The sequence below is a fragment of the Acinetobacter sp. 226-1 genome, assembly GCF_030329325.1.
In the GTDB taxonomy this organism is placed as follows: Bacteria; Pseudomonadota; Gammaproteobacteria; order Pseudomonadales; family Moraxellaceae; genus Acinetobacter; species Acinetobacter sichuanensis.
In genome coordinates, this window is sequence record NZ_JACANU010000002.1 from 106,924 (window position 1) to 130,610 (window position 23,687).

The following is a 23,687-nucleotide window of genomic DNA, read 5'->3' on the forward strand; positions in this document are numbered from 1 at the left end:
ATAAACATGTCTCAACAATTTGACTTAGTTGTAATCGGCGGTGGACCAGGTGGTTATGAAGCAGCGATTCGTGCTGCTCAGCTTGGTTTCAAAGTTGCGTGTATCGAAAAACGTGTACACAAAGGTAAGCCATCACTAGGTGGTACTTGCTTAAACGTAGGTTGTATTCCGTCTAAAGCACTTTTAGATTCTTCACATCACTATGAAGATACGCTTCATGGCTTAGATGTACACGGGATTACTGTTGAAAATGTACAACTTGATCTTCAAAAGCTTCTTGCTCGTAAAGACAAAGTTGTAGATAACTTAACAGGTGGTGTTGCTCAATTATTAAAAGGCAACGGCATTGAGTGGTTACAAGGTACTGGTAAATTACTTGCAGGTAAAAAAGTTGAATTCACACCATTAGAAGGTGCTGATGTTCAAGTTTTAGAACCTAAATATGTAATCCTTGCAACAGGTTCTGTTCCTGTAAATATTCCAGTTGCAAAAGTTGATGAAGACTTAATTGTTGACTCAACTGGTGCATTAGAATTCCAAGAAATTCCTAAACGTTTAGGTGTGATTGGTGCGGGTGTAATCGGTCTTGAGCTTGGTTCAGTATGGCGTCGTCTAGGTTCTGAAGTTGTTGTGTTTGAAGCATTAGATGCATTCTTACCAATGGCAGACAAAGCACTTGCGAAAGAATATCAAAAAATCTTGACTAAACAAGGTTTAGATATTCGTATTGGCGCTAAAGTTTCTGGTACTGAAATCAACAATGGTCAAGTGACTGTTCAGTATAACCAAGCTGGCGAAGACAAAACTGAAGCGTTTGATAAACTCATCGTTTGTGTTGGTCGTAAAGCATATGCAGAAGGTTTATTGGCTGAAGATTCAGGCATTAAATTGACTGAGCGCGGTTTGGTTGAAGTGAATGATCAGTGCTTAACATCTGTTGAAGGTGTTTATGCGATTGGTGACTTGGTACGTGGTCCAATGCTTGCACATAAAGCAATGGAAGAAGGCGTAATGGCGGTTGAGCGTATTCACGGTCATGCTGCTCAAGTGAACTATGACACCATCATTTCTGTGATTTATACACATCCAGAAGCGGCTTGGGTTGGTTTAACTGAAGAACAAGCGAAAGAGAAAGGTCACGAAGTTAAAACAGGTCAATTCCCATTTGCGGTGAATGGTCGTGCTTTAGCAGCAAACGAATCTCAAGGTTTTGTGAAATTTGTTGCTGATTCAAAAACTGACCGTTTATTGGGTATGCATGTGATTGGTCCTGGTGCTTCTGATATCGTTCACCAAGGTATGATCGCACTTGAATTTGTATCAAGTGTTGAAGATCTACAGTTGATGACTTTTGGTCACCCAACTTATTCAGAAGTCGTCCATGAAGCAGCACTTGCTGTAGATGGACGTGCGATTCACGCGATCCAGCGTAAACGTAAATAAAATGAAATAGAGCGGTTCCGACCGCTCTTTTTTTAAAAAGATGGTTGTTTTTATTTGAATAATCATCTAAATATAGAAGAACAAATTTTAATAAATGCCAATATTTAAAGCGATGGACGTTTAAGTGTTGGTGGTAATAACAACGTGAAAAGTAGTAAAAGGTAAAAAATGAATCTACATGAGTATCAAGCGAAAGCGCTGTTAAAAAAATATGGTATGCCAGTTCAAGAAGGCATTTTAATTACATCACCAGAAGAAGCAGCGGCAGCGTTTGAGCAGATTGAAGGCAAATTTGCTGTCATGAAAGCCCAAGTTCATGCAGGTGGTCGTGGTAAAGCAGGTGGTGTTAAAGTTGTAAAATCTGCCGAAGAAGCAGCTGAATATGCGAAAAGCCTATTAGGCACACACTTAGTAACTTATCAAACAGATGCAAATGGACAACCTGTAAATAGCATTTTAGTTTGTGAAGATGTTTATCCTGTAGAACGCGAACTTTATTTGGGTGCGGTTGTAGATCGTTCATCACGTCGTGTGACTTTTATGGCATCGACTGAAGGTGGCGTAGAAATTGAAAAAGTTGCTGAAGAAACACCTGAAAAAATCTTTAAAGTAGAAGTTGATCCATTAGTAGGCTTACAACCTTTCCAAGCACGTGATGTTGCATTCCAACTTGGATTAAAAGACAAACAAATCAATCAATTTGTCACGATTATGACGGGTGCATATAAAGCTTTCATTGAAAATGATTTTGCTTTATTTGAAATTAACCCACTTTCAGTTCGTGAAAATGGTGAAATTTTATGTGTTGATGCCAAAGTGGGTATCGATTCAAATGCGCTTTATCGTTTACCTGAAATCGCAGCGATGCGTGATAAGTCCCAAGAAAATGAACGTGAATTAAAAGCATCAGAATTTGATCTGAATTACGTTGCGCTTGAAGGTAATATTGGCTGTATGGTGAATGGTGCTGGTCTTGCAATGGCAACGATGGACATCATTAAACTTTATGGCGGTCAACCTGCAAACTTCCTTGATGTTGGTGGTGGTGCGACGAAAGATCGTGTTATCGAAGCATTTAAAATTATTCTTTCAGATACTTCTGTTCAAGCTGTATTGATTAATATTTTTGGTGGAATTGTACGTTGTGACATGATTGCTGAAGCGATTATTGCAGCAGTTCAAGAAGTAAATGTCACTGTTCCTGTTGTTGTTCGTTTAGAAGGAAACAATGCGGAATTGGGTGCAAAATTACTTGATGAATCTGGTTTGAAATTAATTTCTGCGACAGGTCTTGCTGATGCTGCAGAAAAAGTTGTTGCTGCAGTAGCGTAAGGAGTATCGATCATGAGCGTATTAGTAAATAAAGACACCAAAGTATTGGTACAAGGTTTCACAGGTAAAAATGGTACTTTTCACTCTGAGCAATCTCTTGCTTATGGTACAAAAGTTGTTGGTGGTGTGACGCCAGGTAAAGGTGGAACAACGCATTTAAATTTACCTGTATTTAATACCATGCGTGAAGCTGTGAAAGAAACAGGCGCAAATGCAACTTCAATTTATGTACCAGCACCATTTGTACTGGATTCAATTGTTGAAGCTGTTGACTCAGGTATTGAGTTGATTGTTGTGATTACTGAAGGTGTGCCAACTTTAGACATGCTCAAAGCAAAACGTTACCTTGAAACTTATGGTAATGGTGCTCGCCTCATTGGTCCAAACTGTCCAGGTATTATTACACCAGGTGAATGTAAAATTGGGATTATGCCAGGTCATATTCACCAAGCAGGTAAAATTGGTGTAATTTCACGTTCAGGTACATTGACTTATGAAGCAGTTGCACAAACAACGAAGCTTGGTTTAGGTCAGTCTACTTGTATTGGTATTGGTGGTGACCCGATTCCAGGTATGAACCAAATCGATTGTTTAAAATTATTCCAAGAAGATCCTCAAACTGAAGCAATCATTATGATTGGTGAAATTGGTGGTACTGCGGAAGAAGAAGCAGCTGAATATATCAAATCAAATGTAACAAAGCCTGTTGTTGGTTATATCGCTGGTGTTACTGCGCCAAAAGGTAAGCGTATGGGACATGCAGGTGCGATTATTTCAGGTGGTCAAGGAACAGCCGAAGAAAAATTTGCAGCATTTGAAAAAGCGGGCATGGCATATACACGTAGCCCAGCTGAGTTGGGTTCAACAATGCTTGAATTGTTAAAAAGTAAAGGCTTAGTTTAAAGTGATTTAAACTGAGTTACTCAGAAGAGGAAGTGTAAACTTCCTCTTTTTTATGAAAGAAAATCGGAAAATATTCAAAGCTATTGTTCAAAATAGTGCTATAGTTTTTTAAATCAATTGGATTAAAAATGTCATGGGACAATAATGACGGGTAAAATCTATTGCAGTATTTTTCTATTTTGTCTAGAAACCTATGCGATCGCAGCAGATCAAGTAAATTTAGAAAATAATGATCAAATAAAAAATAAAACGTCTTTCATCAAATATGATTTTTTTAAACATTTGAAAAAAGATAAAAATCAACAAATAGATATAGAAAAAGCGACTGAGATTGCAAATGAAGATTTGAATCAGGAGCAAAAAAAACTCGCGGAAGAACACGAACAGGAGTTAAAAAACTATTCAGTTTTGAGTAATCAAATTTATGCTGACGAGCGTTTTAAGCTTTTTAATTATACTGCTTTTACATCTGATGATTTTAAAAATAGAATTAGCGCAGGTCAGTCGATCCATCAAGAAGTACAAGGATTGAATATCTCAATGGGGTATGGAATGGAATTTAAACTCAATAAAAATAATACATTAGGGTACGAGTATTTATCGAGTTTTCCTTATGATCGTGGGCAAATGGTACGTATTTATTGGACTAAAGCATTGTAATTTTTCGTTATTTTTTTGATTTTCTGAGCGCGTCATTTTTTAAATGGCATTTCATTTTTTTGGAAAAATTTCCATAACATCATTTTAAATATCACGACAGACAGCATAAATGTTGTGCTATTGGACAAGGAAAATAAACAGATTTTCTTTGTCCAATAATAAATTTTTGCTAATTTTTTCAATATAATAGGTGAATGTATAAACTGAAAAAATTCATTTAGCTTTACAGAAATATATGATGCAAGATTAGAAGAGGGTGAATAGGTTTATCCCTTTACTAAACCACCATCTACAATTAAATTTTGCCCAGTAACCGCTCTTGACCACGGTGATAAAAATAATAAAACAGCATCAGCAAATTGTTCTGGTGTTGTAACTTCTTTTAATGGCGTAGATTGTGCGATTAAATCAAATACAAAATCTGGGGTGGCACAACTGGCATCGGTCTTACGTAGTAAGCCACCAGAAAGCATGTTGACATTAATGCCATATTGTCCTAAATCTTGTGCTGTAGTACGAGTAAATGCCAATAGTGCAGCTTTTGCGGCTGTATAATCATGATAAGGAACCACAGGATTTTGCACGAGATTTGTTCCGATATTAATAATTCGACCAAAATGGTCTTTTTTCATATCTTCAAGTGCAGCTTGGGTGGTATTCAATGTTGCTTTAACCGCACTTTCAATTTGTTGTTGCATATTTTGCCAGTTCAATGTTTCAACTTTTGGTCTTGCATCACCATTAAATTGAAAGTTGAGTAGAGCATTGTTCACCACAGATGTAATTGCATGCCCAAAATGTTGCTTTGCTTTTTGGAACATGATGTTTACCTCTTCAAGCTTGGTGACATCAGCTTTATAACTAAAAACTTGCTCTGGAAATTCTTGGCTGAGTTGTAAAGCACTTTGTTCACTTGTGTAATAATTTACGACAACACGTGCTCCTTGATGAAGTAAAGTTCGTGTAATGGCTAAACCTAAACCACGTGCTCCACCTGTAACAAGTACAATTTGATCTTGAATGTCCATATTTAGCTTCTAAATTAAAAAATAATGATATTTTAACAGTAGATCAGTTCAATAAAGCTATTCTGCAAGCCTATTTGAAAAATATAACAATGAATATAGAAATATGAATTAAATAAGTGTGAGTTTTATACAAGACTTACACAGAGTGTCCAGTAGCTCTACATCACCAAGCGATATCTTATCAATAGACAAAATAAATTAAGTGAGTAAATGCTATGCTTAAACAAGTGCTATTGGTTGGATTGCTTGGTGTTTCATTAACTGGTTGTATTGTTGCGCCATTAGATGATCATCCTAATCGTCATCATTCAGGTTATGATCGTGATGATCGCCCACACTGGAATAAAGACCGTCCAAATCGTCCAAATTGGAATCATGACCGCCCAAGCCGACCAGATTGGAATCAAAATCGTCCATCACATCAACACCGTTAATTTAAAAAAAAGCTCAGTATATTTTACTGAGCTTTTTACTTTATGCTTTTTGAAATAATCCAGCGTGTACAACACCTGCTTTGGTCTGTTTGACCAGTTGCCAATGTGCAGGTAAATCTAAATGTTGTAATGCTTGATCTGCTTCAACATAAATAAAACCTTGAGGTTGAATCAGAGGATCGACTGCCAAAGCTAGCTCTTGCCATAAATTCAGGCTATACGGCGGATCTAAAAACACTAAGTCAAATGGGTCTTTGAGTTGTTGAAGTGCTTGTTGTGCAGTCATTACTTTGAGATGACAATTTTCCGCTTTTAAGAGTTTAATATTGTCTTTTAGAACAGTGGCTTGGGTTTGGTTGGGTTCAATCATCGTGACTTTGGCAGCACCACGAGATAACGCCTCAAAAGCTAAAGCCCCAGAACCTGTACATAAATCTAAAACATGACTATTTTGCACATCCCACATTAACCAGTTAAATAAGGTTTCACGCACTCGGTCAGGAGTAGGACGTAAGCCTTCAATATCTGCAAATGGCAATACACGACGTTTCCATTCTCCACCAATAATCCGTAATTGATTTTTTGCTTTAGTCACTTAATTCAGTCTCATGTGGAATAGCTGCTACAGGGGCTGTAGGCTGGTGTGTTGGTGTAGTGGTATTTGGTTTAGTTGCATTTGGTTTTAGTACAGCATTAGGATCAGCTGCTAAATTAGCTTCACCACTTGGAAGCTCACCAGGTTTAATGCCTGCTGTCATTAAACCGCCACTGATTTGATGATTTGTTGGAAGAATCGGATTTTTTTCACGTTTCAGTAACCAATAATCAAAAATAGGACGTGCAATTTTGGCAGCCGAACCACCATGACGACCATTTTCCCAAATGACAGCAATCGCAATTTCAGGGTTTTCAGCAGGTGCAAAGCCAACGAATAGACCGTGGTCAAGTTGGCGCTCTGTTAAAATAGATTCATTATAGCGTTTACCTTGTGCAATACTTTTTACCTGAGCTGTCCCTGTTTTACCTGCGATTTGATACATTGGTGTACGAATACCACGACCTGTACCGCTTTGAATCACATCGACCATCGCTTCACGCATTTTGATCCAGTCATTATCTGTTCCATTGAAATTAATTTTTCCAGTAGGAGCATTGAGTACTTGGTGTTTTTTAGCGCCTTTAGATTCACGTAATACATGTGGAATAACATGTGCACCATGATTTGCAGTAATTGCTGTTGCCATAGCTAATTGTAATGGCGTTGCGGTAAATGCACCTTGACCAATACTGACCGAAATGGTTTCACCTTTGAGCCATTTACTTTTACGAGTACGCATTTTCCATTCAGGACTTGGGTATAAACCTGTACTTTCACTTGGTAAATCTACACCAGTTTTTTCACCAAAACCAAACTGACGCATCCACTCATTCATTCTTTCTATACCCATTTGATGGGCAAGAATATAGAAATAAGTATCACAAGAAACCACGATAGATTTGTGCATATTTACACTACCATGACCAGTTTTTTTCCAATCACGGAATTTGTGTGAGTCACCAGGTAAATGGAAATATCCGGGGTCAGAAATCGTGGTTCCCCAGTCAACTGTACCAAAATGAATGCCACCAAGCGCTTCCATCGGTTTAATTGTGGAACCAGGAGGGTAACTTCCTTGAACTGCTCGGTTATATAAAGGTTGGTCTAAATTGTCACGTAAAGCACTATAGTCAGCATGCCCAATCCCTGTAACAAATAGGTTAGGATTAAAACTTGGGCTTGAGACTAAGGCTAAAATTTCTCCTGTACGTGGGTCAATCGCAACAATCGCACCACGCCGTCCTGCTAACTGTTCAGAAGCAACACTTTGCAAGCCATAATCTAAAGACAAAAATAAATCATTACCACGTGTTGATTCTTTACGACCTAAATGACGTAATACATTACCATGTGCATCCGCTTCAATGGATTCATAACCGGGAGCGCCATGCAATAAATCTTCATAAGATTTTTCAACGCCAATTTTCCCAATTAAATTTGTGCCTGCATAAGCATCTTTATCAATCGCTTTAAGCTCTTTATCATTAATACGCCCAACATAACCAATAACATGCGCAAATAATTCGCCATGTGGGTAGTAACGTGTCATTTGGGTTTCAATATCAACACCGGGAAATTGAAACTTCACTTCACTAAAACGGGCAATATCCACTTCAGTTAAGTTTAATTTGAGTGTGACACGTTCAGTTTTCTTGGATGTTTTAATACGACTTGAAAAACGATCAATATCTTCTTCTGTTAAATTTAAAATAGGTGTGAGACGTTTAACCGTATCATCAATATCTTCAATATCAGCTTTACTTAACGTTGCTGTAAAGACAGGGTAATTATCGGCAAGTAAAATACCGTTACGATCATAAATATAGCCACGAGGAGGCGCTATAGGCTGTAGGCGAATTCGATTTTTATCTGAAGCTTGGCTAAACTCTTCATAATGAAAAATTTGTAAATAGGCGTAACGAGCCACCAGTAAGAGCAAAAAAAATGAAACAATGCCAATAGCAAAAAAAATGCGACTGCGAAAGATACGCTTTTCTTGCTGAACATTTTTTAAAGGAAACTGTTGTTTCATATTAAGTTCGACTTACTGTGTTAAATGAATGGATACTGCGGGCAGCCATTTTACCTTAGAATTGCAGCAAAATTAGAAATATTCGTTTTGAATCTCTATAAAAATCTGTAAAAATGGCATATTTATAAATAGGCTTATAAAAATACAGATGATTGCCTTAACGATTTATGCTTTGACCTTATAGACACTAAATTTCTAGGGTTTTGTATATGAGTTGCGTGATAATTCTGTTAAAGTCGGAAAAATATGGAAGATTATGTTTGACCCAAAATTAGGGACAATGGAGAAAATAATGAAAAAAATCTTTCCCTTAATATTACTTTTTGGATTAGGGAATAGTGCATATGCCGATTGGCAAGACTATTTACCAGAAGCCAAATTAAAATCAAGCGATACCTCAACTCTTAATGCTGGTGCAGGTCTAACACAAAAATTAGCACACTTTAATGGTGAATGGGTCAACCCCTATGGCATTGCTTATGCTAAATTGGGCGCATTTGTAAATGGTGATCATGAGTTTGGTGGGCAAGTCGGCTTTCGCTATCCTGTTGTTTTAAATGGAACTGACAAAAATGGCTTCTACGTTGGCGTTTATGGTGGTTCACTCAAAAGTAAAAAAGTAGATAATGGTGATAAAGTTCAATATGGGGCAGGTGTAGACTTGTCATATGTTTTACTCAACAAAGAGCGCATTAGTACATTCAGTGTTGGAATGGGTGCGGGCAGTGAATTACATGATCGAAATGGCAATATGATTGAAGAAACTCGACCACAAATTCAATTTGCTTACACATTGAGTGTGGGGCTTTAATTTTTATGTTTATCCATTTTCTTTAGACCGCAAATAGAAATAAATATGAGAGTCATGCATGTTGGAATACGTTAACGATTTGTGGCAAGCTTTTTTTAGTCGACCTGATCATCTTGCAATATTAAGTATTGTGCCGGTGACAGCTTTTGTGACGTGGATACATGTATGGATGGCACTGAAAATGGTGTTTTATCCAATTAAGTTTTGGGGATTTCATATTGGTCCACTGCCTGTAGGCTGGCAAGGAATTGTGCCACGCAAAGCAGGACGTATCTCAGGCATTATTACTGATAATACTTTGTCCAAGCTAGGTTCACTCAATGAGTTCCTGAATGCTATGGAGCCAGAAGATATGGCACGTATCATTGGTGAGCAAGTCGGTTTTGAGCTTGAACATTTGATCGATGAAGTCATGTTAGATCGTAATGCTGTCTTGTGGGAAAATCTACCTTATTCCATTAAGCGTCGTATTTATGCCCAAGCGCATCAACAAATGCCAAATATTTTAAAAGGTCTCGTGACTGAGTTAACCATGAATGTTGAATCATTGGTTAATATGAAAGAAATGGTTGTACGACAAATGGAAGGTGACCGCCGTTTAATGGTACGCATGTTCTTAAAGGTTGGACAAAAAGAAATTAATTTTATTTGGCATATCAGTGCATTAATAGGAATGCTCTTTGGTATCTTCCAAATGGCAGTCTATATTCTGATTCCTGATCATCGTACTGTGCCTGTATTTGCAGCAATTTGGGGCTTTTTAACCAACTGGATTGCAATTTGGATGGTATTTAACCCTGTTTATCCACATTATGTTCGCTACCCACAATTTTTTGAGCGTACAAAAGACAAGAAATTTCCTTGGATTAAACCTGTAATTCCGCGTATCGGTACATATAATGTGCAAGGTGCATTTATGAAACGTCAGGATGAGGTATCAGATGTCTTTGCAAGTGTAGTCACAGAAGACCTAATTACTTTAAAATCCATCATGACCGAAATGATGTATGGACCAAGAAAGGAAAAAACACGTCGTATTATTAAGCGCCATGTGAATAGCATCATGGAAACGCCATTGATACGAACAGCTTTACAACTTTCTATAGGTCCTTCGGAATATGCTAAACTTAAAACAGACTTGATTGATCGTTCCATTGAAATTACGATGGTGCCTGTAAGCGACCCAGCCTTTAATGCGAGCCGTGCACAGAAAATCTTTCAAATGTTTAGAGAGCGTATCCGTGAACTGACACCAACAGAATTTCAAAATTTATTACGTCCTGCCTTTAGAGAAGACGAATGGCTTTTGATTGTTTTGGGAGGAGTCACAGGATTTTTAGCAGGTCTAATCCATTTGTTTGTTGCTTTCTTATAAATAGATACCCGTGCATCCCAGAGGGATCATCGTAGGTATCATACATATTGTTTTAAAAGAGGATGTTTTTTATGCGCATTATCCTACTCGGACCACCTGGAGCAGGCAAAGGTACTCAAGCTCAGTTGATCTGTAAGCGCTACAATATCCCACAAATTTCAACCGGTGATATGCTCCGTGCTGCGATTCGTGAAGGTACTGAATTAGGTCTTAAAGCTAAAAATGTTATGGAATCTGGTGGTTTAGTATCAGATGAATTGATTATTGGTTTAGTAAAAGAACGCATTGCACAGCCTGATTGTGTCAATGGTTGTATCTTTGATGGTTTCCCACGTACGATTCCTCAAGCTGAAGCTTTGGAAAAAGAAGGGATTGCTATCAATCACGTGATTGAAATTGATGTACCAGATGAAGAGATTGTAAAACGTCTTTCTGGTCGTCGCCAGCATGCGGCTTCTGGTCGTGTTTATCATACGATTTACAACCCACCAAAAGTGGAAGGTAAAGATGATGAAACTGGTGAAGATCTTATTCAACGTCCAGATGATCAAGAAGAAACGATTCGTAAACGTTTAGGTTCTTATCATACTGAAACTGAACAATTAGTTGGTTTTTATCAAGGTCGTGCTGCCTCAGGTGAAAATGCACCAACTTATGATAAGTTAGATGGTTTACGTGATATCGAAGTTGTTCAAAAAGATTTATTCGCAATCTTAGATAAATAAAACCATTGTGCAAAGTTGTTAAAACTTTGACAAAAAAAGAGTCCTCATTCATATTAGGGCTCTTTTTTATGGCTGAGGAATAAAATCTTGATTAAAATTGCATTAATTGCCTTGGTTGTTTTAAGTGTTCTTGTTTTACTGGGCTTATTGGTGATCAGTTTTAAATTATTACGTAAAGCACAAAAAGAAGAGTTGCAAGAACGTAGAGAAATGAGAAAAACTGCGGATTATAAAGTTCATCCACAGCTTGCTGAAGAGTGGAAAAGATTAGAAAAAATGAAAAAAGATTTGGAAAATAAAAATAAATAATACATCTGGAGTTGCATGAAGATAAAAGCTTTATGTTTATTGTTTAGCTTGTTTTTAATGGCATGTACTCAAGAGATTCAGATTACGCCGAAAGTTTTGCCCAATGCGGTCGTGGGACAATATTACAATGCGAAAATTGAGATTGAAAAAGTTACCTTGATCGATGGTTTATTTGTTGATACTTCTATACCTATAAATTCTGGGTTGAAAATGTATACAGGGGTAGGGCAACTTCCTTATAGTGAGCATACCATCGAAATCAAAGGTACACCCACGCACTCAGGTCAGTATCGAATCGTTTTGGAAGGTGCAACCCGTAATGCTTATGGTGGAAATATTTATTTTCGTAAGGAATATGACTTGGTTGTTGTAAAGTAAATTAATAAAAGAAAATCATTTTGACTTCATTTTCATCATTCATTTCACTAGAAAAATCAATTTTAAAACCAAGTTTTTGATATAAATGAATAGCAGGAAGATTGGTCGCCATCACTGAAAGTGTGACTTGTTCTACATATGGCTGAGCATGTTGAATTGTTGCTTGTAAAAGTTGTGTTGCAATGCCTTGCCCCCGAAAAGCAGGTTCAACAAAAAAGCCATATAGCTGTGCTTGATGTTTGTTTTTTGAGTCATTTTCTAGATCAAGAATCAATACACCAATAATCTTTTGCTGAGAATAAGCAGCAAAAATTGTATACTTTGAAATCACCTCTGCGAAAACACTCAATGGTTTTGTAGCTTCAACTGCATAAGATGAGCCAAACATTTCAGGCGTATTTTTGAGTGCTGAAAGTCTGATTGTTCTAAAGTCAGCAACATCATCAGCGTTCAGTTGTCGAATCATTATTTTAGACATTTTGATGATTTTTAAAATGATTGTTTGATCTAAATTATAAGTATCACACAACTTTTATTTCAATTTAAAAGCTCCAAATATTGAAATAATTTAATGTTAAAACTCGAAAATCAATAGCCTAAAATCATGATTAGGCTTGGTCTAAGGGCTTATTTTTGATTTCTTTTGCTGCAACCAAACTCATATTTATCAGTCCAATTACAAACATGAGAAACAACACATTCGCCACACTTCGGTTTACGTGCAATACAGGTATAACGCCCATGCAAAATTAACCAGTGATGCGAGTCTAAAATAAACTCTTTAGGAATGACTTTTATGAGGCGGTGTTCAACGTCTAATACATTTTTACCCACGGCTAAGCCAGTACGGTTCCCCAAACGGAAAATATGAGTATCTACAGCCATTGTTGGCTGTCCAAATGCAGTATTTAACACAACATTGGCTGTTTTACGTCCTACACCAGGTAAAGCCTCTAAATCAGCTCTATTGTCAGGGACTTGGCTATTATGTTTCTCAATCAAAATTTTACAGGCTTTGATGACATTTTCAGCTTTAGAGTTATATAAACCAATGGTTTTTATATATTCTTTTAAACCATCTACACCAAGTGCATAAATTTGCTCTGGTGTGTTGGCGATGGGGAAGAGTTTGTCTGTGGCTTTATTGACACTGACATCTGTGGCTTGAGCAGATAGAGTGACTGCAACTAAAAGCTCAAAAGCATTTGAATAATTTAGCTCTGTTTCAGGATGAGGACGTTGTTCACGCAAAATTTCAAAAAAAGTCTGAATTTGCTTTTTAGTCATATTTTTAACGGTCACAATTTTCTCCTCTTTTAGCTTTGTAAAGCACTTAATTGTTGCTGTAATTCATTGAGTTGAATTTGCTTTTTCTCATCCATACGCACAGATAGTTGTTTTTCTAACTTCTTAATTTGTGTACGAAGTTTAGCAAGTTCAATCGTTGTTTTAGCATCTATTGTAGGTGTGCTCTCTGGGCTTTTATCACTGAGTTGAATTGATGGAAGCTCTTGGATTTGTGTCGAAAATTGTGCAAAAAGTTGAGTATCGATTTCAGCACGAACAACAGGTCCTTTACGATGAATACGGCGTTTTTCTTCACGTTGAATATGTGAATAATAACGTTGGCGTAAATCATCTTGCTCAGCGATACGGTGAAGCTCATCAGGAATTGCTTGAGTGTCTTCAACAAGGTCAATACAGTCTACAGGACATGGAGGAATGCATAGTTCACAGCCTGTACATAAGTCTGTCAAAATCGTGTGCATCAGCTTTCCAGAGCCAATGATCGCATCGACGGGGCAGGCACTAATACATTTGGTACAGCCAATACATTCATCTTCACGAATAATCGCTTTCATACGTTGTGGACGACCATCGCTTTGAGTCGCCCAAACACTTTCTTCAGCAACCAATTGTTCACGATTTAGAAGTTGTGCCAAAGCATCGGCAACAGGTTGCCCACCAGGTACACATTTATTCGCAGCTTCCCCTTGAGCAATAGATTGAGCGTAAGGCAGACAACCATCACGATGACCACATAATCCACATTGAGTTTGTGGAAGTAGGGCATCGATTTGTTGGATGAGAGAAATTTGCGAATTCATGCGATAAAAACTTGCAGGGTCAGGAAAATAAAATATGAATAAATTTTAACATATTCCTAGGGTTTTGTGGTTGATCCAAAATAGGACGAAAAATGCGCTAAATATGAGCAAAAATGCCACAGTGAATATATGAAAAATGCGACTGAATGGGCATAATTTTTTTTATTTATTAGTAAATATCATGTTGAATTTAATAATTATTTAAAAAAACATTAGAAAAAGTGTTGTAGATTGTTAACAAAAGAGATTAAATACTTTGCGCCAAAATATATCATTCTTTTGAAAAATTTGACCAATTTTGATTCACCCCTTATGCTGAGGATTGAGCGTTGAAATATACTAGCCTGAATGACTTCCTAGATTACGTTAAAGCACGTGATCCAAACCAACCTGAATTTCTGCAAGCTGTAGAAGAAGTAATGACCAGCTTATGGCCATTTATTGAGAAAAATCCACAATATGCAGATTATGGTTTGCTTGAACGTCTTGTAGAGCCAGAACGTGCGATTCAATTCCGTGTATCTTGGTTAGATGACCAAGGTCAAACACAAGTAAACCGTGCTTTCCGTGTTCAATATAACTCTGCAATTGGACCATTCAAAGGTGGTATGCGCTTCCACCCATCTGTAAACCTTTCAATTTTAAAATTTTTAGGTTTCGAACAAACTTTTAAAAATGCTTTGACTACATTGCCAATGGGCGGTGGTAAAGGTGGTTCTGACTTTAACCCTAAAGGTAAGTCAGAAGGCGAAATTATGCGTTTCTGCCAAGCATTAATGATCGAGCTTTATCGTCACCTCGGTTCAAATACAGATATTCCAGCGGGTGATATCGGTGTAGGTGGTCGTGAAGTCGGTTACATGGCAGGTATGATGAAGAAGCTCAGCAATGACACTTCATGCGTATTTACAGGTAAAGGTTTGTCTTTTGGTGGCTCTTTGGCACGTCCAGAAGCAACTGGCTTTGGTACAGTTTATTTTGCTGAAGAAATGCTTAAAACTCGTGGTGAAAGCTTTAAAGACAAAACTGTCGCTATTTCAGGTTCTGGTAACGTTGCTCAGTTTGCTGCTGAAAAAGCGATGTACTTAGGTGCGAAAGTAGTTTCACTTTCAGACTCTAACGGTACGGTATACGTTAAAAATGGTTTCACTACTGAACTTTTGTGTGAAGTGATGGAACTTAAAAATGTAAAACGTGGTCGTATTTCAGAATTTGCATCTAAACACGGTTTTGAATATCTTGAAGGTCAACGTCCTTGGTCAATCAAATGTGATATCGCACTACCATGTGCAACACAAAATGAATTGAATGAAGATGATGCTCTTGCACTTCTTGCTAATGGCGTGATCTGTGTAGCTGAAGGTGCAAACATGCCTTCCACACTTGAAGCTGTAGAGAAATTCGTTGAAGCGAAAATTCTTTATGCACCAGGTAAAGCATCAAATGCGGGTGGTGTTGCGACTTCAGGTCTTGAAATGTCACAAAACTCAATCCGTTTGGGTTGGACATTTGAAGAAGTAGATGAGCGTTTACATGCGATCATGAAAGAAATTCACCGTAACTGTGTGAAATACGGTACTGAAGAAGATGGTACTGTGAACTATGTAAATGGTGCAAATATTGCAGGCTTCGTAAAAGTGGCTGATGCGATGATCACACAAGGTGTATTCTAAGGTTTAAACCTCGAATAAATCTAAAAACCGATGCTTTTGCATCGGTTTTTTTATGGCATTGAATCAAGTTGATTTCAGGTCTTGTTTTCGCGGAATGGCTTGAAAGATCATATTGGGTTGATATTTTGATTCTAAAATTAAAGTTGGTAAAGCCGTTGAAAAGTTAAACCTGATATTCATAGGCTTGGACATGATGTGAGCAATATGTTGTTCATGTTGTGTATTGCCACAAAATTTCACTTGGCTTCTAAAGTCACCTTTTGGAATGAGCGTCTTATTTTCAAGGATATATTTTTGACTTTGACCATTACAGCCTGCATAAAACAGCATATGATCGGCTGTGAAATTAATAAGTAAGGGTTGAATTTGGTCAAGGCTTGGTTCATCAGTTAGATGTTGCCATGTAAATTTTTTTAATAATTCTGCATCATAATTTTTTAGATCAGCAATATAGGGAAGTGCCTGAAAGGTATATATAGCGCCATTTTTTAACGAAACATTCAGCTTTTTTTTATCTTTGGCATGTGTTTGAATATCTAAATGTGCATCCGTAAAAATTTGAGTCGCTAAATTTTCTTGGGACTCTAGTGCATCACAGCCCATCAAAGTTTGCACCTGAACAGGATTTGCTTTGAGGTGATTGCCATTGAGTACATGCGTTTTTGAGATTTGATTACAGCCGCTATAAATTTGAGTACCTTGAGTTGAAATATTAACAAGAATAGGCACTGAGCTGTTTGGTGGAGTATAGCTCCATGTATGTTGGGTTAATGCATCAGTGAATTGCTGTGCGGATAACGGAGCAGTAGGGCTTAGTGTTTGATTTTTAGAGGGGGAGTTTTGACAAGCTGAAACAGATAATAATGCACAGAAAAACAATAATGGCATGATTTTCATTAGTTATTCTCCATGAGGATGTTTGTTTTTACTCAAAATTTTTGTACCAATAAATATATATTCCTGCTGATTTTTTTGGAAAATAAGTTTGGGGTGTGGACTTGAAGCATATTTAATTTGAAATGGAACAGGGTGTTCAAAAAATCCTTTAATAAAGGATTCCTGTTTTTCTAAGTGTGGAGGACAACCCATTGCAGGATGTATATGCACCAAAGTGATTATCTTCAAAGCTTAACTCTATCGGAATGTCACTATTGGACGGTGTATATGCCCATGTATATTGACCAAGTAGCTTTTGAGTTTCTTGTGTAGATCGCGGTTTTTCAGTACAAGCCGTACAGAATAGGACAAGCATCATTATTTTAGTTTTCATGTTCTAATCACACATATTGGAATTATTGAAAAGGATTAAAAAAACCGATGCCTAAACATCGGTTTTAAAAAAACTATTTTGATGTATAAAAATTAAAGAGAACCTTTAACCGCTTCACGCTCAATGATCATGTCTTGTACATAAGCATATTTAGATTGATCAGCCGCAGGATTTTTAATTTCATAACGCTTAATACGCACGACTTGACGCTCATCGGTTGTATGAGTGAAACCATCAATATTATCGTAGAACAACGTCCAGTCTTTATCTACTTGTGTTTTAACGCCATTGTCCGCATATTTGATTTCACGAACTTGTAAGCATTGTTTCTTCATTACACCCGCAGTACATTCTTTAGTTTCAGGTGAAATTTCAAGGAAAATGGTTTCACCTTGAGATTGGTATTTTGTTTCAGGTGTTAATTGACCTGTAAATACCACTTTTTCACCTTTAGCAGATGTCAGGGTCAACGTTGGGTTTTGTGGATTACTTGTATTTAATACAAAAGCAGTTTTACCTTGTTCAAACAAGCTTGCTGCAAGACCTTCTTGTTTTGCTGCATCACCTGAACATGCCATCAATGTAGATGCTACATTGGTGCTAACAATTTGGTTATTTTCAATTTTCCAGCTCGTAGACATACCGTTACAGCTCGTAGAAATACCTAAGCTGCCATCTTGAGCAAAATTCAGTACTAATGGTTTAGCTGCACCAGTATCTGCTGACCATTGATAAGTCGGTAAAATTTTATCTGCATTTTGTTGTTGTAACACTGACACTGCTAAATCTCCAACTTTTTGAATGTCACTAGACTGACAAGCAGCCACAGCCAATGGCAGAATTGCTAAAGCTAAATATTTGAATTTCATGTTTATTCACAGTATCAATAAATTGTATATAGGATAAAACAGGTAGATTTAAAAGATATGGATAGAATTGAATTATTCGGTTTAAAAATGTAACTAATCAGGTAGAAAGTTAAATGAAACTGAACAAAATGTTATTTTTAAGTAATTATAGTTAAAAATAGAAAAAGAAAATAAAATTAAACTTGAGAATAAGCAATCCAGTGATCACTTATTCTCAATTAAATAAATTAGGATTTTAATCGAAACGGTAAAGATCCATACCTAAAGCACCCATTGAGAAACTGCTATGTACTACACTAAATCGTGTACCTGTACCCATAGCAAAAAACAGTGGGGCAAAATGCTCAAGTGTTGGATGATTTTTTTGCACAAAAGGAATTTGTTGCCAATCTAACACAGCATCATAATCACTATGGGTCAATTTACTGACGACATAATTTCTAAAAGTCGATGTCCATGTTGGTACATTGCTATTGTCGCCATTCCAAGACAGCTCTCTTAAATTATGAGTAATACTTCCTGAACCAATCAATAAAATTTGCTTTTCACGTAATGGTGCAAGCACTTGTCCAATCTGATAAATTTGCTCTGCACTCATCTTCATAGGCAAAGAAATTTCGACCACAGGAATATTGGCTTCAGGATACATATGTAAGAGAGGCATCCACACACCGTGATCACGAGGACGTGTGCTATTGGCATGCGCAGGAATATGCGCTTCTGCTAAAAGACGCAAAATTTCTTCTGCTAATTCAGGATGACCCGCAGCAGGATAACGAATTTCGTAAAGTTCTTGTGGAAAACCACGAAAGTCATGCCATGTTTCAGGACGTACAGCAGTGCTCACCTCAAGCGCTTCACTTTCCCAATGCGCTGACATGATGATGATGGCTTGAGGCTGAGGAAGATTCAAACTTAAACGTTGCAGTGCTGGACCAACTTGTTCAGGATCAAGCGCAAGCATGGGAGAACCATGTGAAATAAATAAACCCGGAAGTGTTTGTAAATTCATAACAATACGCCTAAACAGAAGAACAAAAAGATAGAGCATTCACCAGAACTGTATGAATGTTCCAATGATGCCTGAGTTTTTTTCAAGACATAAGCCCTGTAATTTCAACAGAATGTTGCATTGATGCAACGCTGCAAATTAAGGTTAAAAATAGTGTTTTAACCTGCACGGTGATAAGGATGATTATGGTTAATGCTCATTGCACGATACAATTGTTCAATCAACATAACACGTACCAATGGATGTGGCAGGGTGAGTTTAGACAGTGACCAATGCCATGCAGCAGCTTTACGCACAGCCTCAGAATGCCCATCTGGTCCACCAATGGCTAAAGCAACATCATAGCCTTCAAGCATCCAACCTTTCATGGTTTCTGCGAGTTTCTCGGTGCTGAATTCACGACCACCTACTTCAAGGGCAATGAGGACTTCATTGTGCTTTAACTGCGCAAGTATGCTGTCACCTTCAATTTGGCGGTATTTTAAAATATCGGCTTCAGAATCATTTTTTCCACGTTTTGCCATAGGCAGTTCAATGATTTGAGTTTGTACAAAGGGTTGAATACGTTTGAAATAATCTTCAAAACCTGTCAGTACCCAAGCAGGCATTTTTTGACCGATGGTCAGAATACGGATTTTCATATAAACATGATCTAACGTGGCAATCTCAATATTATAACGTTATATTGTTGATGCTCAGGACGAGAAAATTCATAGATGGTGTAAAAAATTCACAGATGATGTAAATCGTCATCCAATACAATTTGAATATTTAAAAAAATGCATAAAAAGGCGAGGAAATGTACATTAAAAATCTCTTTCAAGGATTTAAAAAATTAGCAAGTGTGAGCGTTATTTGTGGTTTTGCTTGTAATATTTATGCAGATACCAGTATTCATCGTCAAGCGGATGCATACCGTTTAAATGGTTATTTAGATTATATTATTGCACCTTATGCTTTTAGAAATTATGAAAATACCAAAGAATTAGATCGTGTTGCAGCTTACTTAAAAAAGCAAATTGAGCAATTTTCAATTCCTTGCGAATATCAACCTTATCAGGTAGAAGGCAAAACTTACCGTAATGTGGTATGTCATTTACAAACAGGAAACTCTAAAAAAGTCATTATTGGTGCGCATTACGATGTTTATGGAAATTTCAAAGGTGCAGATGACAACGCTTCAGGTGTGGCAGGTGTGATTGAAACTGCACGAATTTTGGCGGCAAATAAAACACGTTTAAAACATAATGTCGATTTTGTTTTTTATACCTTAGAAGAGCCACCCTATTTTCGTACTGAGCATATGGGAAGCTATGTACATGCTCAATCTATTTTAAATGAAAAATCTCAAATTCAAGCCGTTTATATTTTAGAAATGATTGGCTATTTTGATCATAAAGAAATACAAGAATACCCCTCAGGTTTAGGGTTGTTTTATCCTAAACATGGCAATTTTATTGGAGCAGTGAGTAACTTTAGTTCACGTCATTTAGGTGAAAAATATTGTGATTCAATGAAAGATTTAAAGCGTTTAGATTGTCAACGTTTGGTTGCACCATCCTTTGTCAAAGGAATTGATTTTTCAGATCATATGAATTATTGGAATGTTGAAATACCTGCAATTATGATCACAGATACGGCATTTTTTAGAAATAAACATTATCATACCAAAGATGATACGGTTGAAAAATTGAATGTAAATAAAATGACGGATGTTATTAATGGTGTGGTGTATAGTTTGCTAGAAAAAGAATAATCAAGATAAAATTGGCTATATTTTAAGTGACATAAAAAAACACAGTCTTAAAACTTAGACTGTGTTTTAACTTCGCTCTGTCTGGAGATTCAGATTGAAGTTAATCAACTGGAAACTATAAGAAGTTTAGTGATTACTATAAATATTGAGTCTATTTTTATTTTTTCAAGGTACTCAATTAAAATAAATATAGAATTAAGATAAACTATATAAACAAACTTGGTATATGACTCATTGCAATGTATATTTTTATATATAAGATTTTATCTCCTATAAATTATATTTGATTTCAATGGTTTTTGTTTAAAATATAATCACTATTATTGTGCTATAAATTTAATAAATTAAAATCTTTATATTGTAAGAGAACATGTATAAATGAATTTTTTGGTTCAATCATTTTATCTCTATATCATAAAAAAGAAAGAGCGCCGAAGCGCTCTTTCTTATGCGAGATCACTCAATATATTTTAGTGGCGAGCCGCTTTTTTACCATCATCAACTGCTTTAACAATTGGTGCTTTAACCAATGGTGTTGGTTGTTCAACCAAAGCAAGTGGCAGAATCTCATCGATACTTTTCACAGCTTTAATTTCTAAGCCTTCTTTGACGTTTTCTGGAATTTCTGCCAAATCACGTACGTTGTCCTGAGGAATGAACACCAGTTTCACACCACCACGATGTGCAGCCAAAAGTTTCTCTTTTAAGCCACCAATACGCATCGCACGACCACCTAGACTGGTTTCACCTGTCATTGCAATATCTGGACGAATCGCAATGCCTGTAAATGCTGAAACAAGTGCCGTAGTCAGTGCAAGACCCGCAGAAGGACCATCTTTTGGTGTTGCACCTTCAGGTAAGTGAACGTGAACGTCAGTTTCTTCAAAACGAGATGCTTCAATACCCAATTCATCAGCACGGGTACGAACCACTGTCATTGCCGCAGTAATCGACTCTTTCATCACATCACCGAGTGAACCAGTGGTGATGAATTTACCTTTACCTTTGACTGCTGCAACTTCAATGGTGAGCAATTCACCACCGACAGACGTCCAAGCCAAACCATTCACACGACCAACTTGTGCTTCTTCTTCAGCCATACCAAAGTCAAACTTATGTGGACCTAAGTAGTCTGGAAGATTTGTAGAAGTGACATCAATTTGAAGGTTTTTCGCCTTTTTACTCACAGCTTCTTTCACGACTTTACGTGCAATCTTAGACACTTCACGTTCTAGACTACGAACACCTGCTTCACGGGTATAACGTTGCACGATATCGCGAATTGCTTCTTCATGAACAGTCAATTCTTTGGCACGTAAACCATTGTTCTTAATTGCTTTCGGAACAAGGTAGCGGTCTGCAATGTTAATTTTTTCATCTTCGGTATAACCTGGTAGACGAATCACTTCCATACGGTCAAGTAAGGCTTCTGGAATGTTCATGCTATTTGCAGTACAGATAAACATGACTTCAGACAAGTCCAGATCAAGATCTAAATAATGATCGTTAAACTTGCTGTTTTGTGATGGATCAAGTACTTCAAGCAAGGCTGAAGCAGGATCACCACGGTAGTCCTGCGCCATTTTGTCAATTTCATCGAGTAAGAACAATGGGTTCTTTACACCGACTTTCGTCAATGACTGCACAATTTTACCTGGCATTGCACCAATATAGGTACGACGGTGACCACGGATTTCCGCTTCGTCACGTACACCACCTAAAGCCATACGGACAAACTCACGACCTGTCGCTTTTGCAACAGATTCACCGAGTGAAGTTTTACCTACACCTGGAGGACCAACCAAGCAAAGAATAGGACCACGTAATTTTTTCACACGTGATTGAACTGCAAGATATTCGACAATACGATCTTTTACATCGTCTAAACCATAATGGTCAGTGTCTAAAATTTCTTGTGCTTTTGCCAAGTTAATGCTGACTTTGCTCGCTTTATTCCAAGGGGTATCTAAAATCGCCTCGATATAGTTACGAACCACAGCCGCTTCACTTGAAGCAGGTTGCATCGCTTTGAGCTTACGGAATTCACCTTCAGCTTTTTTACGCACATGTTCAGGTAAGTCAGCTTCAGCCAAACGCTTTTCAATTTCAGCGATATCATCTTCAGCACCACCATTCATGTCAGAAAGTTCACGCTGAATGACTTTCATCTTTTCATTGAGGAAGTATTCGCGCTGATTTTTTTCCATATTACGTTTTACAGAGTCATGTAAAGTTTGCTCAATCTGTTGTTCTTCAGATTGTTGCAATAAATACGTCATGAGTTCTTGTAAATGTGCTTCAAACTCATCGTGTTCTAAGAATTTTTGTTTAACGTCTATATTCAAAGGCACACGTGTTGCAACAAAGAATAATAATTGTAATAAATCATCAATTTTATTCGCTGCTGCGATCAGTTCACGTGCATTACGTAATTTTGCTTCTGCATATTGAGCAAATAAAGCACGTAACTCTTCTACACGTGTTGCTTGTGTATCCTGATCAACCGATACAGTCATTGGGCTTAAAGCATGTTCAGCTGATAAATATTCATCGTTGTCAATAATTTGTACTAACTTAGAACGATGTAAGCCTTCAATTAATACTTTTATGCAGTTTTCGTCATTTTCGTGATTCACAACTTGCACGATCTTCGCGACAGTACCGTATTGATATAAGTTGTCGTGATCAATTTCTTCTGTAAGCGAATCTTTTTGCGCAACCACAAATACTAAATTGTCACTGTTACGAGCCACATCAACTGCATTGATCGATTTTTCACGACCTACAAATAACGCAATTTGCATGTGTGGATACACCACAACATCACGTAGCGCTAAAAGTGGTAATACACTTGGAACCTGTGGCTCTAAGTTTTCTTGATTCATAATAATCTCAGACATGGGCACTCCTAATGAGTGACAAAATAATTTGTCATGTTTTTTATAGTGATGTGTATTTCAAAAATTACAAG

General features: G+C 37.1%; 24 protein-coding genes. 12 read left to right on the top strand and 12 right to left on the bottom strand.

All coding sequences use genetic code 11. The features are described 5' to 3' along the window. The first annotated feature begins 6 nt into the window (after positions 1–6). From lpdA to HX124_RS03980, 4 genes are all read left to right on the top strand, one after another. Positions 7–1,443, top strand: coding sequence for a dihydrolipoyl dehydrogenase (lpdA, locus tag HX124_RS03965; protein ID WP_107006985.1), 1,437 nt, complete (start codon positions 7–9; stop codon positions 1,441–1,443). 168 nt (positions 1,444–1,611) lie between these two features. Then, positions 1,612–2,775 (top strand): ADP-forming succinate--CoA ligase subunit beta, encoded by a 1,164-nt coding sequence (gene sucC / locus HX124_RS03970; protein WP_107006986.1) that lies wholly within the window; start codon positions 1,612–1,614, stop codon positions 2,773–2,775. Positions 2,776–2,787: 12 nt separating this feature from the next. After that, a complete protein-coding gene (sucD, locus tag HX124_RS03975) occupies positions 2,788–3,678 on the top strand; it encodes a succinate--CoA ligase subunit alpha (RefSeq protein WP_107006987.1) in 891 nt (296 codons plus the stop codon). Between the two features lie 144 nt (positions 3,679–3,822). Beyond that, positions 3,823–4,338, top strand: coding sequence for a hypothetical protein (locus tag HX124_RS03980; RefSeq protein WP_286382023.1), 516 nt, complete (start codon positions 3,823–3,825; stop codon positions 4,336–4,338). A gap of 266 nt (positions 4,339–4,604) precedes the next feature. On the opposite strand, the gene HX124_RS03985 is transcribed toward HX124_RS03980, so the two are convergent. Continuing rightward, positions 4,605–5,366 (bottom strand): 3-oxoacyl-ACP reductase, encoded by a 762-nt coding sequence (locus tag HX124_RS03985; protein WP_107006989.1) that lies wholly within the window; start codon positions 5,364–5,366, stop codon positions 4,605–4,607. 215 nt (positions 5,367–5,581) lie between these two features. Between HX124_RS03985 and HX124_RS03990 the strand changes: the two genes are divergently transcribed. Then, complete coding sequence (locus HX124_RS03990; protein WP_107006990.1) at positions 5,582–5,800, top strand: hypothetical protein; 219 nt, start codon at positions 5,582–5,584, stop codon at positions 5,798–5,800. Positions 5,801–5,840: 40 nt separating this feature from the next. Here the strand turns inward: HX124_RS03990 and rsmD are convergent, their stop codons facing one another. Together rsmD and mrdA are read right to left on the bottom strand one after the other, a co-directional pair. Continuing rightward, positions 5,841–6,395, bottom strand: a complete 555-nt coding sequence (gene rsmD, locus HX124_RS03995; RefSeq protein ID WP_286382024.1) for a 16S rRNA (guanine(966)-N(2))-methyltransferase RsmD — start codon at positions 6,393–6,395, stop codon at positions 5,841–5,843. Beyond that, a complete protein-coding gene (gene mrdA / locus HX124_RS04000) occupies positions 6,388–8,430 on the bottom strand; it encodes a penicillin-binding protein 2 (protein WP_286382025.1) in 2,043 nt (680 codons plus the stop codon). The genes rsmD and mrdA overlap by 8 nt, the downstream gene beginning before the upstream one ends. 292 nt (positions 8,431–8,722) lie before the next feature. Between mrdA and HX124_RS04005 the strand changes: the two genes are divergently transcribed. The 5 genes from HX124_RS04005 to HX124_RS04025 all read left to right on the top strand — a co-directional run bounded on the left by HX124_RS04005 (position 8,723) and on the right by HX124_RS04025 (position 12,028). Next, positions 8,723–9,241, top strand: a complete 519-nt coding sequence (locus HX124_RS04005) for a hypothetical protein (RefSeq protein ID WP_107006993.1) — start codon at positions 8,723–8,725, stop codon at positions 9,239–9,241. Positions 9,242–9,299: 58 nt separating this feature from the next. Beyond that, positions 9,300–10,616: a DUF445 domain-containing protein gene (locus tag HX124_RS04010; protein WP_107006994.1), complete on the top strand. Its 1,317-nt coding sequence runs from the start codon at positions 9,300–9,302 to the stop codon at positions 10,614–10,616. A gap of 71 nt (positions 10,617–10,687) precedes the next feature. Then, the gene (adk, locus tag HX124_RS04015) at positions 10,688–11,341 is read left to right on the top strand and encodes an adenylate kinase (RefSeq protein WP_107006995.1); all 654 of its coding nucleotides are present in this window, start codon (positions 10,688–10,690) and stop codon (positions 11,339–11,341) included. Positions 11,342–11,431: 90 nt separating this feature from the next. After that, a complete protein-coding gene (locus tag HX124_RS04020; RefSeq protein WP_107007114.1) occupies positions 11,432–11,650 on the top strand; it encodes a hypothetical protein in 219 nt (72 codons plus the stop codon). A gap of 15 nt (positions 11,651–11,665) precedes the next feature. Further along, a complete protein-coding gene (locus HX124_RS04025; RefSeq protein WP_286376675.1) occupies positions 11,666–12,028 on the top strand; it encodes a hypothetical protein in 363 nt (120 codons plus the stop codon). Position 12,029: 1 nt separating this feature from the next. Here HX124_RS04025 and HX124_RS04030 read toward each other — a convergent pair whose 3' ends face one another. The 3 genes from HX124_RS04030 to HX124_RS04040 all read right to left on the bottom strand — a co-directional run bounded on the left by HX124_RS04030 (position 12,030) and on the right by HX124_RS04040 (position 14,136). Continuing rightward, a complete protein-coding gene (locus HX124_RS04030) occupies positions 12,030–12,506 on the bottom strand; it encodes a GNAT family N-acetyltransferase (RefSeq protein WP_286382026.1) in 477 nt (158 codons plus the stop codon). A gap of 149 nt (positions 12,507–12,655) precedes the next feature. Further along, entirely contained in the window at positions 12,656–13,315 is a 660-nt protein-coding gene (nth, locus tag HX124_RS04035) for an endonuclease III (RefSeq protein ID WP_286382266.1), read from the bottom strand. Between the two features lie 29 nt (positions 13,316–13,344). Further along, entirely contained in the window at positions 13,345–14,136 is a 792-nt protein-coding gene (locus HX124_RS04040; RefSeq protein WP_286382027.1) for an RnfABCDGE type electron transport complex subunit B, read from the bottom strand. A 329-nt stretch (positions 14,137–14,465) separates the two neighbouring features. Between HX124_RS04040 and gdhA the strand changes: the two genes are divergently transcribed. Next, on the top strand, positions 14,466–15,809 hold the full coding sequence (gene gdhA, locus HX124_RS04045; protein WP_286382028.1) for an NADP-specific glutamate dehydrogenase: 1,344 nt from the start codon (positions 14,466–14,468) through the stop codon (positions 15,807–15,809). Positions 15,810–15,872: 63 nt separating this feature from the next. Here the strand turns inward: gdhA and HX124_RS04050 are convergent, their stop codons facing one another. The 5 genes from HX124_RS04050 to rlmH all read right to left on the bottom strand — a co-directional run bounded on the left by HX124_RS04050 (position 15,873) and on the right by rlmH (position 19,601). Then, positions 15,873–16,706 carry an META domain-containing protein gene (locus HX124_RS04050; RefSeq protein WP_286382029.1) on the bottom strand — a complete coding sequence of 278 codons (834 nt, stop codon included), beginning with the start codon at positions 16,704–16,706 and terminating at the stop codon, positions 15,873–15,875. Positions 16,707–16,709: 3 nt separating this feature from the next. After that, positions 16,710–16,934 (bottom strand): hypothetical protein, encoded by a 225-nt coding sequence (locus tag HX124_RS04055; protein ID WP_286382030.1) that lies wholly within the window; start codon positions 16,932–16,934, stop codon positions 16,710–16,712. A gap of 237 nt (positions 16,935–17,171) precedes the next feature. Further along, positions 17,172–17,948: an META and DUF4377 domain-containing protein gene (locus HX124_RS04060; RefSeq protein WP_107007001.1), complete on the bottom strand. Its 777-nt coding sequence runs from the start codon at positions 17,946–17,948 to the stop codon at positions 17,172–17,174. 235 nt (positions 17,949–18,183) lie between these two features. Next, positions 18,184–18,960 (bottom strand): DODA-type extradiol aromatic ring-opening family dioxygenase, encoded by a 777-nt coding sequence (locus HX124_RS04065; RefSeq protein ID WP_286382031.1) that lies wholly within the window; start codon positions 18,958–18,960, stop codon positions 18,184–18,186. Positions 18,961–19,118: 158 nt separating this feature from the next. Next, complete coding sequence (rlmH, locus tag HX124_RS04070) at positions 19,119–19,601, bottom strand: 23S rRNA (pseudouridine(1915)-N(3))-methyltransferase RlmH (RefSeq protein WP_107007003.1); 483 nt, start codon at positions 19,599–19,601, stop codon at positions 19,119–19,121. A 158-nt stretch (positions 19,602–19,759) separates the two neighbouring features. Here rlmH and HX124_RS04075 point away from each other — a divergent pair, with 158 nt between their 5' ends. After that, positions 19,760–20,716 (top strand): M28 family peptidase, encoded by a 957-nt coding sequence (locus HX124_RS04075; protein WP_107007004.1) that lies wholly within the window; start codon positions 19,760–19,762, stop codon positions 20,714–20,716. Between the two features lie 470 nt (positions 20,717–21,186). On the opposite strand, the gene lon is transcribed toward HX124_RS04075, so the two are convergent. Next, positions 21,187–23,616, bottom strand: coding sequence for an endopeptidase La (lon, locus tag HX124_RS04080; protein ID WP_286376682.1), 2,430 nt, complete (start codon positions 23,614–23,616; stop codon positions 21,187–21,189). Positions 23,617–23,687: the final 71 nt, after the last annotated feature.